14 protein-coding genes, 1 tRNA gene and 1 pseudogene are annotated in these 13,322 nt (G+C 25.1%); 13 read left to right on the top strand and 3 right to left on the bottom strand.

Going from position 1 to position 13,322, the window contains the following annotated elements; all coding sequences use genetic code 11:
• The first annotated feature begins 351 nt into the window (after window positions 1-351).
• From BHAMNSH16_RS08225 to BHAMNSH16_RS08215, 5 genes and pseudogenes are all read left to right on the top strand, one after another.
• Window positions 352-1,887 (top strand): hypothetical protein, encoded by a 1,536-nt coding sequence (locus BHAMNSH16_RS08225; RefSeq protein ID WP_241033586.1) that lies wholly within the window; start codon window positions 352-354, stop codon window positions 1,885-1,887.
• Window positions 1,872-2,396 (top strand): hypothetical protein, encoded by a 525-nt coding sequence (locus BHAMNSH16_RS14575; protein ID WP_241033585.1) that lies wholly within the window; start codon window positions 1,872-1,874, stop codon window positions 2,394-2,396. Before BHAMNSH16_RS08225 ends, BHAMNSH16_RS14575 begins: the two co-directional genes overlap by 16 nt.
• A 66-nt stretch (window positions 2,397-2,462) precedes the next feature.
• Window positions 2,463-3,226: pseudogene (locus tag BHAMNSH16_RS14790) on the top strand (hypothetical protein).
• A 185-nt stretch (window positions 3,227-3,411) separates the two neighbouring features.
• Window positions 3,412-3,543: a hypothetical protein gene (locus BHAMNSH16_RS14720; protein WP_008730377.1), complete on the top strand. Its 132-nt coding sequence runs from the start codon at window positions 3,412-3,414 to the stop codon at window positions 3,541-3,543.
• 31 nt (window positions 3,544-3,574) lie between these two features.
• Complete coding sequence (locus BHAMNSH16_RS08215) at window positions 3,575-3,877, top strand: hypothetical protein (protein ID WP_008730379.1); 303 nt, start codon at window positions 3,575-3,577, stop codon at window positions 3,875-3,877.
• 57 nt (window positions 3,878-3,934) lie between these two features.
• Here BHAMNSH16_RS08215 and BHAMNSH16_RS08210 read toward each other — a convergent pair whose 3' ends face one another.
• Complete coding sequence (locus BHAMNSH16_RS08210; RefSeq protein ID WP_008730381.1) at window positions 3,935-4,435, bottom strand: type 1 glutamine amidotransferase domain-containing protein; 501 nt, start codon at window positions 4,433-4,435, stop codon at window positions 3,935-3,937.
• 114 nt (window positions 4,436-4,549) lie between these two features.
• Between BHAMNSH16_RS08210 and BHAMNSH16_RS08205 the strand changes: the two genes are divergently transcribed.
• From BHAMNSH16_RS08205 to trmD, 5 genes are all read left to right on the top strand, one after another.
• A complete protein-coding gene (locus BHAMNSH16_RS08205) occupies window positions 4,550-4,975 on the top strand; it encodes a hypothetical protein (RefSeq protein WP_008730383.1) in 426 nt (141 codons plus the stop codon).
• A gap of 121 nt (window positions 4,976-5,096) precedes the next feature.
• Entirely contained in the window at window positions 5,097-6,083 is a 987-nt protein-coding gene (locus BHAMNSH16_RS08200; RefSeq protein ID WP_008730385.1) for a hypothetical protein, read from the top strand.
• Between the two features lie 138 nt (window positions 6,084-6,221).
• Window positions 6,222-7,133, top strand: coding sequence for a cysteine hydrolase family protein (locus BHAMNSH16_RS08195; RefSeq protein WP_008730386.1), 912 nt, complete (start codon window positions 6,222-6,224; stop codon window positions 7,131-7,133).
• An 86-nt stretch (window positions 7,134-7,219) separates the two neighbouring features.
• Window positions 7,220-7,294: transfer RNA gene (locus BHAMNSH16_RS08190), tRNA-Gly, on the top strand.
• A gap of 290 nt (window positions 7,295-7,584) precedes the next feature.
• Window positions 7,585-8,316 (top strand): tRNA (guanosine(37)-N1)-methyltransferase TrmD, encoded by a 732-nt coding sequence (trmD, locus tag BHAMNSH16_RS08185; protein WP_008730387.1) that lies wholly within the window; start codon window positions 7,585-7,587, stop codon window positions 8,314-8,316.
• Between the two features lie 205 nt (window positions 8,317-8,521).
• Here the strand turns inward: trmD and BHAMNSH16_RS08180 are convergent, their stop codons facing one another.
• Together BHAMNSH16_RS08180 and rfaE1 are read right to left on the bottom strand one after the other, a co-directional pair.
• Window positions 8,522-9,652 (bottom strand): hypothetical protein, encoded by a 1,131-nt coding sequence (locus BHAMNSH16_RS08180; protein WP_039954755.1) that lies wholly within the window; start codon window positions 9,650-9,652, stop codon window positions 8,522-8,524.
• 47 nt (window positions 9,653-9,699) lie between these two features.
• A complete protein-coding gene (gene rfaE1, locus BHAMNSH16_RS08175) occupies window positions 9,700-10,707 on the bottom strand; it encodes a D-glycero-beta-D-manno-heptose-7-phosphate kinase (protein WP_008730390.1) in 1,008 nt (335 codons plus the stop codon).
• Window positions 10,708-10,911: 204 nt separating this feature from the next.
• On the opposite strand from rfaE1, the gene lspA reads away from it, so the two are divergent.
• The 3 genes from lspA (at window position 10,912) to BHAMNSH16_RS08160 (ending at window position 13,168) form a co-directional block, all read left to right on the top strand.
• Entirely contained in the window at window positions 10,912-11,481 is a 570-nt protein-coding gene (gene lspA, locus BHAMNSH16_RS08170; RefSeq protein ID WP_008730391.1) for a signal peptidase II, read from the top strand.
• Window positions 11,482-11,483: 2 nt separating this feature from the next.
• Window positions 11,484-12,473 (top strand): RluA family pseudouridine synthase, encoded by a 990-nt coding sequence (locus tag BHAMNSH16_RS08165; protein ID WP_008730393.1) that lies wholly within the window; start codon window positions 11,484-11,486, stop codon window positions 12,471-12,473.
• A gap of 95 nt (window positions 12,474-12,568) precedes the next feature.
• The gene (locus BHAMNSH16_RS08160) at window positions 12,569-13,168 is read left to right on the top strand and encodes a leucine-rich repeat domain-containing protein (RefSeq protein ID WP_069732277.1); all 600 of its coding nucleotides are present in this window, start codon (window positions 12,569-12,571) and stop codon (window positions 13,166-13,168) included.
• The last annotated feature ends 154 nt before the right edge of the window (window positions 13,169-13,322 follow it).

The following is a 13,322-nucleotide window of genomic DNA, read 5'->3' as shown; positions in this document are numbered from 1 at the left end:
TATTTTATTGCTTCATTTTTCTATATAAAGCCATCACACAAATCTTTAATATTATAATGCATATAACCGCAAGTTTAGAATATTTTTATTTATTAATAAAGTTTAAATTTATAAGTAAACTATTATTTTTTATACTACTCTGCATGCAGAATATGAATTTTTGAAAAAGTATATTAATAAAAGACACACACTATATATTTATTTTATATAGATAATTATATAAAAGGCATATTTTTTAAAAAAATTTACAAAAATTAATAGCGTCTTTCGGAAGACATAGCAAATTATTTTTAATAATTCTGTTATAATAAAGCAAGTATCTATTGCAAGAATAACTAAGGATAATATTATATGAGAAAAGAAAGCATTAATACAGCCGACAGAAAATATAATATAAGATATTATAGTAATTCAGATAAAAATGCAAGATACAATTATATACTTCCTTCACTAAGAACATTAATCTCAGAAAACAGAGAATGCTTTATAGTTTCCAAAATATCAGTGGATAAACCATACAGTGTAGAGAAAGCAGTAATTTCAGAATATGATAGTATATTCACATACGAATTTAATGATTTTCAGGCAGTAAAGGAAGATATAAAAGGCATAATGACTAATTATAAAGATAAAATACTATTCTTTGAAATAGGAGTATTTGCCGATTTATACAGCTATTTAAGAAGTCATTTTGAGCTTGATATAATAAACTATCTTTCAGATGACGGAAAAATAGATATTTCTAATATTGAAGATAATGTATTTGATAAACTTCCTATTAAGAAAGACAAACTTATAAAAAGAATGCAGAACTATTATGATGATAATAAAAACTGCATACTTCCTTCATATAAGGTTCAGGATAGTATAATCAAAGATAGTATAGAAGATAGAAAAACTTCTAATAAGGTACTTTACTCTGTACATCATCTTCCAGTGCTTGAGAAGATATATTATTTTGAAAATTTTAAATTAAATTTAAAAGATATAGCAGATATTTTCTTCAGCGATGATAATAATGAAAATATTGATAAATCTTTATTAAAAAAGATTCTTTCTAATAAAATAAAATTAATAGAAGAAAGTATTAAGCATTTAAATTATACTGAATTAACAAAAAGGATAGATAATTTTAAATATATTGAAGAGATTTCTTTATCTAAAATAATAGAGCATATATTCTGCTTATATTATGTTTTTCAGCATGATAGTGTATTAAGAGACAGTTATATTAGTTCTATTAGTATAATACTAGATCAAGAAATTAAAGAGTATTTATCATTATCAGAATATTTCTCTAGTGATGCCATATATTTTGATAAGATGTTTTATCATTTTGCAGAAAAAATAAAATATTTATATCTTGAAGGGTATAAAGATATTTTTTCTATAGGATTAGACTTTTCAGAAGAAGAGTTAATAAAATATCAGTATGATGAAGTTCTTAAATTATGTATAGATAAGTACAATGAAATGAAAAATGAATTAAAAGAATTATTTTCTGAACTATATTCAAATAATATTCTTAAAATGTACAGAATGCATAATTTAAATCATGAAAATTATTTTGAAAATGAAAATAAATTTAAATCCATTTTTAATTACGGACATCATTATATTAGTTTAATTCTAAAAAATTATGATTTTCTAAAGTTTTTATGCTCATTTATAAGGTTTAGAATTGATTATGATATTGTTGAAAGCGGAGAGGATATTGTATTTTCTAATATAGAAAGTAAAGAACAAGGCATAAGTAAAATAGATAATATAGTTTCTATTATAGATGATATAAATACATTTTTCTATATAGCAGAGAGCATGTACTTTTCTAATCCTTATACAGTAAAAACTACAAATATATACTTGATTCTTTGCATTCATCTTTAATATCTTTATACCGTTTATCAGAAGAAAATAGAAAAGATTATAACTTTTTAAATGAATTAAAAAATATTGATTTGAAAGATGTAAAAAAATATGAAGATATATTCATTAATAATGCTTTATTTTTTTATAATCAGGAAAATATTTACAATGAAGAAGATGAAAAAAGCCTTGAAGATAAAGTAAAAGAAATTGAATATGAAGAGATAAAATTCAAAGAAGAAGAGAATAGGGAGAGAAAAATATTTTTTGATGCTAATTATAAAACCATATATAAAGCAGTTATGTATGATATCAGACTAAAAGAATATGGAGACTATGATAAAAAATATATAGAAGCGTCTTTTATAAATGCTCTTGAGTATATGTATAGAGTGTCATACTACAAAGAATATTTGATAATTAATAATGCTCGCTTAACTAATCAATATAAAGAAAATACAATACTTTTAGATGAAGAATTAAAAACTGCTGACTTATCAAAAGAGATAAAAGACATAAAAAATGTATAAAAATGATAACTAACTGAAGAATAAAAAACTTCATTTGTTATAAATAAAAAATATAAGGGGTTTATTATGAAACACTTTAAAAAAATAATTTTAGCTTCTGCTATGATAATGGTATTAAGTACAGGAGCATTTGCTGCAAGCGGATTTGAGTTTATATTTAATGTTCCTTTCGGACTTAATATAAATTTACTTCCTCAATATCACATGTATACAACTCAAGAAGCAAAAAATGGAACTTACTATTATTCAGGCAATAAAGTAGGTTTTGATATTGGAGCCTCTGCTCAAATAGGTTATATGTGGCAGGTAACAGATAATTTTGGTATAAGTCTTTTAGGCGAATTAGGAGCTTTAATGCTAATTTTGACACAGCAAAAGTAGAAAATCCAAATGGAATTGAACAAATTGAAGCTCCAGAAGGCACTCAAAAATTAGGAAGTGCTTCATTCTACACTCATAATCTAAAAATAGGCATACTTCCAAAGTTTAATATAAAAGCATTTTCTATAGGAATAGGACTTGGTGTCATAATACCTATGGCTATAACACAAAATTGGAAAGATGAAACAGTAAAAACTTTATTTAAAGATGCTAGTACAAAGTTTATGAGTCCTGTAGGTTTTTATGGTAAATTAACTTTTGATTATTCAATATTCTTCACAGAAAAAATATCAATGAATATAGGTTTATACACAGGAGTTGATGCTATTAGTTCTATAAATACAACTATTGATAGTAGTACAACAGGAGCTCATAGTGAAGCACCATTACTTAGCTATGATATAGGCTTGCAATTAGGATTCAGATTCGGACCTAAGGCTTTTAATTAAAATAACTTTCTTTTAATTAAAGATTAATCATATAATAAAACCTCATGTTTTTTTAGCATGAGGTTTTTTTATATATTTTATTGAGGTATTTAAAAAACTATATACTTCAAATGCATTTTTTATATTCTTTAGTATACTTAATCATATTCTTAAATGTACATTATTAAAATTTCAAGGAGTAAAATATGAGTAATAAAAAAAATAATAATGAAGCAGATATGAGCAATGCCAATAAAGGCAGTAAAGGAACTAATATTACTTATGATAAAAATCAAGGTAATAGAGGAAAACAATTAAATCCTAATCAAAAAAAATAACTTATTTAAATAAAAATGGAGAATAGAAAAAATGAAAAAAATAATCGGCGTTATTATAATATCAATGTTTGCCATGATAGGCTGTTCTACTATAGCAACAGTTGAAAGTATTCCTCAAAGTTTGCAGCTTACAGGAGATGATATTGAAGTTGGAGAAGTTTTAACTGCCGAGCTTCCTTATAATTCAAAAGATGAAACTTTAAAAGAGCAGTTAATAGCTGAGGCTTTAAAAGATACAAATTATGATTTTATTATTATGCCTAGATATGAAATAGTAAAAACAGGTTTTTCTACAAAAATGAAAATAAGAGGAAAAGGGGCTAGAGTAAAATAATTATTTTATAAAAACCTCATGTTTTTTAAGCATGAGGTTTTTTATAATATCTAAATATTATTTGAGTTTCTTTATTATCTCTTTAGCAAAATAAGACAAATCATCAGGGCATCTTGAAGTTATAATATTTCCGCATACCACTACTTTTTCATCTTTATAATTAGCTTTAGCATTCATTAAGTCATCTCTTATGCCTATATAGTAAGTGGCATCTTTACCTTCCAAAACTTTAGCTGATATCAAAGTCTGCTGTCCATGGCATATTGCTCCTATAGTAAGATTATTATCAACGAAATATTTTATAATTCTTTTTACATCATCACTTCCTCTTATCGCTTCAGGTGCTCTTCCGCCCGGTATTATTAAGGCTTTATAATTTGAAGGATCAACCTCTGAGAAATTTAATTTCGCTTCTGTTTTGAAAAAATATTCTCCTTTAATCTCACCCTTGTTTAGAGCAGCTATATCAACATCAATACCCTCCTCTATAAGTCTGAAATATGGATAAAACAATTCTGAATCTTCAAAGAAATTGTCTGTTATAATTAATGCTTTCATTTTATACTCCTTTATATTCTACATTTCTAGCATTATATAATATAATATTTTTTTTGATATTATAATTTTTTTTGTTATATTTATAAATATTAAATAAAAAATATAGGATAAGAAATGAAAACTTTTTTAAACACAATATCTGCTATTTTTATAATTATATTTTGTATATTATTTGTATCATGCTCAAATAATATTACAAAAATAGGAGATGGTATAGACTCAAAATATGCCGGAAAATATTCGGCAGAAATAAATAGAAAACACCAAAACGGTAATATAGAACAGGCAAGAGCTACATTTACAATTAATAATGACGGCTCTTTAACAGGATTAATAACTTACTATGGAGGCTCTCCGTCAGAAAAGATTGAATTATCAAAAGAAAATATTATGAAAATTGCAGATAATAGTTATAGTGCAGAACAAAATTTTATCGGCTTAAAAAAATATACATTTACATTTAATAATAATACATTAGAACTTAATATAGTTAATGAAGATAATTCAGTAACATCCGGTCAATTAATCAAGTCTAATTAAATTTAAAAATGTAAATTTATTTAAATTTTCTTGTAAAAAAAATTGACATTAAACTATAAATGTATTATAATGTAAATACAGTAAATGATAAATTTACAATATATTTACAAAGGATATGTTTATGAGTAAAATACTTTTTAAAGCAATACCTGCCTTGATAATATCTTCAGGTATGTTGTTTGCTCAATATTATGATTCCTATAATTACCAGAACAATTATAATTATCAAAATAATTATAATACATATCAAAACAATAATGTTCCAGCAAACAATTACTATAATAATTATTATCAGGAGTTTATGAGAACTTTATCTCAGGAGGCAAATAATCCTAATAGTGTTTATTATAATCCCGGATTTTATGAACAATATAACAACTATAATGCTATGCAGGGAAATCCATATCAGGATACTATGAATGCTATGAATTGGGCTTCTCAAAATTATAATAATGAGCCTTATTATAATGGCGGTTATAATAATTATAATAATCAAGGATATAATGATACTGTAAATTACACCAATCCGTATGAAGAATTAATGAAAATGTTAGAAACAGAATCTCAAAATCCTAATAGCCCTTATTATAGTCCTAATGCAAATCAAAATGGATATTATGAAAATTATAATAATTATGATAATACTGCACAAAATGACTATTATAATGCTTATAATATTCCAAATGAATATTACAGCGGATATGATAATACTGCACAAAATTATAATCAGACAAACAATAATAATATGTCAGATAATCCTTATCAGCTAGCTGCTGAAGCATTAATAAAAGCAGCAGAAGAATTGACTAGAAAAGCAAATGGAATGCAGGACTCAAATAATGCTTACAATCCTGATGAAAATGCTAATTTAAATAATAATGCACCTTCAGAAAATACTCAAAATGCACCATTATATATTCAAAACTTTTATACTCCTTTCAAAGTGCCTCAAATAGTTTTGGATACAGCCGCAGCAAAATATCCAAATGTTCAGATATTAGATGTAGAAGTGAAAGAGATAGGTACTTATGAGGTTAGAATGGCAAATAATATGAGACTTTATATAGATAGAAACGGCAACTTCCTTCAAGAAAAAGCAGATTATTAAATATATTTTATTTTTATTGAGAGTCCCAATTATTTGGGGCTCTTTTTTTATATAATTTATACAAAAATTATACAAAAATAATTTACTTTAAATAAAATTTTTATATAATATTTTAAAAGCAATAAATGAGGATTTTTTATGTCAGTAAAAATACCATACGAGAAAATAATAAATGAAGATTTTATTGGAAAAGAAGTAAATCCTATTAATCAGCAGGACATTTATAAAATAGCAGAAGAATATAGTAATGAAGTTATTAAAGAATTTAAAGATGAAAGTATTAATCTGCTCATAGTGGATCCTCAAAGAGACTTTATAGATATGGATAAAGGTGCTTTGCCTGTAAATGGTGCTGTTAATGATATTAAAAATATAATAAGATTTATATACAATAATATGGAAAGTATTTCAAGTATTTATGTTACTTTAGATACTCACAGATATGATTCTATATTTCATTCTATTATGTGGAATGATTATAATGATAAACCTGTTGCTCCTTTTACAGAAATAACTTTAGAAAAAATAGAGAATGATGAAATAATACCAACCTATGATGAAGATATACAAATCAATTATGTGAAGGCATTAAAAGAAAAGAATGCACAAAATTTAATGATATGGCCTTATCACTGTATATATGCTACAGACGGATGGCTTATAGATAAACAGCTTGCAAATATGCTTTTATTCTTTGAAGCTTCAAGAAAAGTTTATATAAATAAAATATTAAAAGGTCAGGACTCTTTCAGTGAGATGTATGGAGTAATAAGACCGGAAGTACCTACAGAGTATACAAAAAATTATGATACTTCTTGGGTTTATGATATAGCCAATGCTGATAAGATATATATATGCGGAGAGGCTAAAGATTATTGTGTTTATGAGAGTGTAAAGCAGTTTTGTGAAATATACAATAATGATAAAAGTATAACCGAAACTATTAATATAATGATGAATTGCAGCAGTGCCATAGGCGATAATAAAGAATGTGAAAAAAAATATGAAGAGCTTTCTAATAAATACGGAATAAAACTTCTTAATATTTAATAAAATAAAAAAAGTAATATAGCTATTGATTTTTTTATTTTATTATGCTATAATTTTAACACTTAAAAAGTGAGTTCTTTTCAATCGCGGGCGTCGTATAATGGTTATTACCTTAGACTTCCAATCTAAAGATGACGGTTCGATTCCGTTCGCCCGCTCCATTTTATTCTCTAAAAATATTCCTCTATACGCACGGTTAGATAAATCATGTAATATGATGCACTTTTTTATTTCAAAGATATTATTATATCTAAATTCATTTAGCGTGCGAGAAATAAACAGCAAATTTAAAAAAATCTTGGGTGGGCTGCTGAAATAACTTAATAAAATAAAAAAGAAAAATAAAATTTGATTAACAGAAAACATTAAAAGTCTAAAGGGCGGGGAATGTAATTAGATTTTTAAACTTAAAATCACTTGATATATAGTTTTTATAAAGTATAATGCTAAAATGATAATAGATATTCTTACACTTTTTCCAAAATTTTATGAAAGCACAATTTCTTTTGGTGTTATATCAATGGCATTAAATGAAAAAAAAATAGATTTAAATATTGAAGACATGAGAGTATACGGAGAAGGCAATTATAAAAAATGCGATGACTATCCTTACGGAGGAGGTCCCGGAATGATTATGACTTATAATATATTTAAAAAATATTTTGATAGTCATAAAAAAGGATATACGATTATTTTCTCACCATCAGGAAAAACTCTTACTCAGAGAAAAATAAAAGAATTATCAGATAAAGAACATATAACAATGATACTAGGACATTATGAAGGAATAGATTACAGAGTTGAAGAAAAATATGCAGATGAGGCTTTGAGTATAGGTGATTATGTATTAAGCGGAGGAGAGATACCTGCCCTTTTATTATTAGATGCTATTTCAAGATATAAAGATGTTATGAATAATAAAGAATCTGTGATAAGCGACACATTTGAAGAAAACAGCAGCGGACTTTTAGAATATGAACAATATACAAGACCTCCTGAAATAGATAATATGAAAGTTCCTGAAATACTCCTTTCCGGAAATCATAAAAATATTGATGAATACAGAAGAAAAAGAAGTATTATAAAAACTTTTAAAAATAGAGAAGATTTATTTTCAAAAATCAATCTTAATAAAAAAGATATAGAAACTATTTTTGAATATTTAAAAGAAAATAATAAATAATAATAAAATAGAGCTTATACTTATTTCAAAACTAAATTTTTTATTTATTGATTGTTAGTACACACCAAACTTCTTTTATAACGGTGTCTAACAAACTGCATATTTATAATACTAATATAATAATCTTTCAAAAATAAGGTTTTAAACAGTTGAGAATTTAATTAAAAAATTGATGCAGAATGAAAACTAGTATTTCTAAAACTGTTTAATAATTATGAAATTTAATAACTCCGTTTTCTACCATGAATCCGTAAACAGAATCATCAAACATATGTATTCCTCTTAATTTATTAAATCCATCTGTGCCTAAATACTCTTTAATATAATTTTGTGATAAAAACGGATTAGTTCTTATAAAAAAATACATTCCATTATCCATACCCGTATATGTAACTCTTCCCGTACTAGATATACCTACAGCCAAAGAATTATCCCGGCATGGTATTTTATAAGATTCTTTCAACTCAAAATTATCAAGTTTTGAAGTATATATAATATCTTCCTGATGCTTACCATCAACTATATTCATTGTAAGTATTGCCAGCACCTCCCTTTCAGCAACATAAACACAATCAACTATTTCTCTGTATGACATTTTACCGGCATCCATATACTCAACTTCTTTAAGAGAATATCTGTTTTCCATTTTTCCGCTGTTCATATCATATATATCAAGCAAAGGTATTCTATCTTTATCTCTTTTAAGTATAGCAAATTTATGATTAGTCAATGTTAATAATTTTACTAAAGATTCGTATTCATTATCTATAATTGTATCTATACTATAAAGCGTATTTCCTTCAGGAGATATTTTATTTAAAGATACTAATCCCACTTTAGTATAATTAGTATTTGTTACTTTAACCGTATATGTCTCTATTTGAGGAGCATCATCTCCTTCAGTAGAAGGACTTTCAGAAGGCAAAGACATCATCACATTGCTTACTACAACATCGCCTACATATCTTAAATTATATCCTGTTATATATATATTAGAGTTTGAATCTATAAGAGATATTTTTGAAGTTTCAAGATTTTTATATTCTAACGGAAAATATCTTACATTACTTCCCGAAGCTATTACCATTCTGGAATTATATAAATCTAATGCATAAACAGTATCATTCTTTACCCTATAAAATTCTCCGAAATAATATTCATTATCAACTTTATATATTTTAGGGCTATCCAAATCTACAAATTCATTGCTGTAAATTCCTATATCATTACCAAGAGAAAGCTCTGTAACCACCTTAGCAGGAACTATTAAAGGCTTTGGCAGACATGATATTAAAAACATCAATATAAATAATAATACAAATATTTTTCTCTTCATAATAAAAGTTTCTACAATTTTAGACATATATAAAACACTTACCTATTTTATAATACTTCAATTAATTCTTTCAAAGTTAAAGTAGAAGTTCCTCTCTTACCTACAACAACACCAGCAGCGGCATTAGCAATCTCAGATGAATCTCTAAAAGATAATCCCACAGACAAACACATAGCAAGTACAGATATAACAGTGTCTCCCGCACCTGAAACATCAAATACACTTTTTGCTTTTGTAGGTATTATATAAGGGGAATTTTTATCATTGTTTTTTATTTCATTATCAAATAAAGCCATTCCATTAGCACCTAGAGTTATCATTAATTTTGATAAACTTAATTTTTTTATAATATTTTCCCCTAAAATATTTATAGCCTTTGCATCAAATTCATAAAAAGGAGATTTACTTTCAGCACCTTCTACAGCTTCCTTTAAATTAGGAGTCATAAGTGTAGCTTTTTTATAAAATGAAAAATGCTTTATAGCAGGATCAACTAATACAGGCTTATTTTTTTTATTGCAAGTATCTATTATTTTTTTTGATAACTGCTTTGTAATTATACCTTTGGCATAATCGCTTATTATAACAACATTATAATTATCCACATTATCAATAAATACTTTTTCTATATTTTTTACAATAGCAGAAGAAAAAGGACTAGTATTCTCTTCATCTATTCTCACTATCTGCTGAGTACCTGCAACTATCCTTGTTTTTGTTATAGTGGATCTTGTATCATCTGTTATTATCCCTTTAACAGATATATTAGAATAATTCATACTATCAATTATAATATCTGCAGATTTATCTTTTCCTATAACCCCTATCATAAATATGCTGTCATTATTATTGCTGCCAAGCAAAGCTGATATATTTCTTGCAACATTTCCAGCTCCGCCTAAATAATTTTCCTCATGATTTACATGAAGTACAGGAACAGGAGCTTCAGGAGATATTCTTATAACATCCCCATAAGTAAACCTATCAAGCATTAAATCGCCTATGACAAGAACTTTAGCATCTATTATCTTTTTTACTTTATCTTTTAAGTCCATGTAACTTTTCATTCCTATAAACTACAATTTACTTAATTATAACATAAATTATAAAAAAAAGTAAATATATTAAATTATATACTATTAGAATATTAAAATAGCTTGTAATTTTTACAAATATAAATTATTATTATTTTTCATAAAACTTCAAATGTATTATAAACTTTTTATATATAAAAATTAATTTAAAAGATGAAAATAAATATGATAAAATTAAACAAAATTAAAGAAGAAATTAAACAAAAGAAAATATATTTTTTAATAGCTCTGTTAATCTTTATAGCAGATACAGTATCTAAATATTTTATAGATAAATATTTGCAGGAGCCTATTATTAAAAGAGTAATAGGAGATATATTAATATTCATATATACAAGAAATTACGGTGTATCTTTCGGCTTTCTAAATAATGTACCGGAAGCGATTCAGCATATAATACCGGAATTATTAAAAGTTATAGTATTCATTGCTATGATTGTAATTTTCTTTATAATGATTTCTATCAATGTAAAAAAACAAAGATTATCTATGATAGGTTTTACTATGGTTCTAGGCGGAGCTATGGGAAACTTAGTTGATAGAATTATGAGAGGATATGTTACTGATTTTATAAGCATGGGATTTAATGAAACTATAAGATTTCCATATAATTATAATATTGCAGATGCTTCTATTACAATAGGTATATGTATAATAGCAATAGGTGTATTCTTTTTTAAAGAAGATTTTGATAAAAAGAAAAATACAGAATCCAATAATGATGAAAATAATTAATTATGAACTTAGATAATAATAATATTGATACAGAAGAAATAGAAGATGATGAAATAGATTTAGAAAGCTCTGATGATAATTCAAACAATAAAAAATTATTTATTATATCGGAAGATGATATAGGAAAAAGATTAGATACATTTATAAGCGATAAATTAAATATCACTAGAAGCCAAGTTAAAAATTATTTAACTTCTATAATAGTTAATAATGCTGAAAAAAAATTATCATATTCGCTTAAATTAAATGACAATATAATAATCAATTTAGATAATGTTTTAAAAGAAAAAAAAGATACATCAAACCCACTGCCTGAAAATATTGATTTAGATATAATTTATGAAGATAAATATTTACTTGTAATAAATAAACCTGCCGGTATGAGTGTGCATTGTTCTCCTTCTGAAATGAGCGGTACTTTAGTTAATGCACTCCTATACAAAATAAAAGATTTTGATTTTGTTGGAAATAAAGAGAGGGCAGGCATTATACATAGACTTGACAAGGATACTTCAGGACTTATGATTATTGGTAAAAATGCCAATATAGTATCAAGCATTCAAGAGCAATTTAAAAACAGAAGCATAAAAAAGATTTATCATGCCATTGTTATAGGAGTTTTAAAAGACAATTATTTAAAGATAAATCTTCCTATAGGACGGCATCATACATACAGAAAAAAAATGACTGTAAGAGATGATGGTAAAGAAGCTCTTACTCATATAAAAGTGTTAAAAAGATTCAATAATCATACACTTATAGAAATTAACCTCAAAACAGGAAGAACTCATCAAATAAGAGTTCACTCATCATATAAAGGTTTTCCTGTAGCAGGAGATAAAATATATTCTAAAAGCTTCAATAAATATTCTGGTCTTATGTTAGCAGCAAAAAAAATAGAGTTTTTACATCCAATCACTAAAGAAATATTAGATTTTGAAATAGATTATCCTGACTATTTTACAAATTTCTTATATTCTGAAAATATATAATAATATGCAAAAATATATATAAAAATACATACAAATGTCATTTTTTGTCATCATTATATATTAATATATTGTTATAATGATAAAGGATATAAGAAATGACTGATAATGATTTTAATAAATTGATTAAATGGGCTAAAAAAAATGATGCATATCATATAGCAAGTATGAATAAAAAACAAATAACTTCAATGAAAGAATTGAATTTAAGCAACTTGGATATTGAAAGAGTTCCTTTAGAAATTTTTAAACTTACAAATATAGAAAAACTTTATTTATCTTTGAATTATATAGAAAAAATACCAAAACAAATAAAAGACTTAAAAAAATTAAAAGTTCTTGATATATCTGCTAATAGTATAAAACTTATACCTAAAGAAATATTTGATTTAGAAATGCTTGAATATTTAAATATATCTAATAATTATATTGATAAAATTGATAACGATATAGAAAAACTTATGAACTTAAAAGAATTAGATATAAGCAGCTGTAATATATCATCTCTTCCTAACGGCATATTTAAATTATATAATATTAAATTTCTTGATATATCAGTAAATAAAATAAAAAGTATAGATAAAAAGATAAAAAATTTAGAAAATTTAGAGGAGCTAATTATTGATTCAAATAAATTAAAAAAAATCCCTAAAGAAATAAATGATTTGAAAAAATTAAAAATATTATCAATTTTTTAAATCCCACACTTTTATGTTTAAAGCTGTACCTCTATTCTTACATCTTAGTTCTGTAGGCGGTGAATGCATTATAAATTAAAAAAATCCTTGGTGGGCAGTAAAAATAACTGATTATAGCTAAAAAGAAAATCATCACAAAAATGACAAATTATAT

Origin of the sequence: Brachyspira hampsonii, from assembly GCF_002214805.1 — a bacterium.
Lineage (GTDB): Bacteria > Spirochaetota > Brachyspiria > Brachyspirales > Brachyspiraceae > Brachyspira > Brachyspira hampsonii.
This window is presented reverse-complemented; position numbering and strand designations above follow the sequence as displayed.

Excerpts from the sequence above, each read along its gene's own strand:
- BHAMNSH16_RS08165 (WP_008730393.1), top strand. The coding sequence starts at position 11,484 with ATGAACTTAGATAATAATAATATTGATACAGAAGAAATAGAAGATGAT.
- rfaE1 (WP_008730390.1), bottom strand. The coding sequence starts at position 10,707 with ATGGACTTAAAAGATAAAGTAAAAAAGATAATAGATGCTAAAGTTCTT.
- trmD (WP_008730387.1), top strand. The coding sequence starts at position 7,585 with ATGATAATAGATATTCTTACACTTTTTCCAAAATTTTATGAAAGCACA.
- lspA (WP_008730391.1), top strand. The coding sequence starts at position 10,912 with ATGATAAAATTAAACAAAATTAAAGAAGAAATTAAACAAAAGAAAATA.
- BHAMNSH16_RS14720 (WP_008730377.1), top strand. The coding sequence starts at position 3,412 with ATGAGTAATAAAAAAAATAATAATGAAGCAGATATGAGCAATGCCAAT.
- BHAMNSH16_RS08195 (WP_008730386.1), top strand. The coding sequence starts at position 6,222 with ATGTCAGTAAAAATACCATACGAGAAAATAATAAATGAAGATTTTATT.
- BHAMNSH16_RS08225 (WP_241033586.1), top strand. The coding sequence starts at position 352 with ATGAGAAAAGAAAGCATTAATACAGCCGACAGAAAATATAATATAAGA.
- BHAMNSH16_RS08205 (WP_008730383.1), top strand. The coding sequence starts at position 4,550 with ATGAAAACTTTTTTAAACACAATATCTGCTATTTTTATAATTATATTT.
- BHAMNSH16_RS08180 (WP_039954755.1), bottom strand. The coding sequence starts at position 9,652 with ATGAAGAGAAAAATATTTGTATTATTATTTATATTGATGTTTTTAATA.
- BHAMNSH16_RS08210 (WP_008730381.1), bottom strand. The coding sequence starts at position 4,435 with ATGAAAGCATTAATTATAACAGACAATTTCTTTGAAGATTCAGAATTG.
- BHAMNSH16_RS08200 (WP_008730385.1), top strand. The coding sequence starts at position 5,097 with ATGAGTAAAATACTTTTTAAAGCAATACCTGCCTTGATAATATCTTCA.
- BHAMNSH16_RS08160 (WP_069732277.1), top strand. The coding sequence starts at position 12,569 with ATGACTGATAATGATTTTAATAAATTGATTAAATGGGCTAAAAAAAAT.
- BHAMNSH16_RS08215 (WP_008730379.1), top strand. The coding sequence starts at position 3,575 with ATGAAAAAAATAATCGGCGTTATTATAATATCAATGTTTGCCATGATA.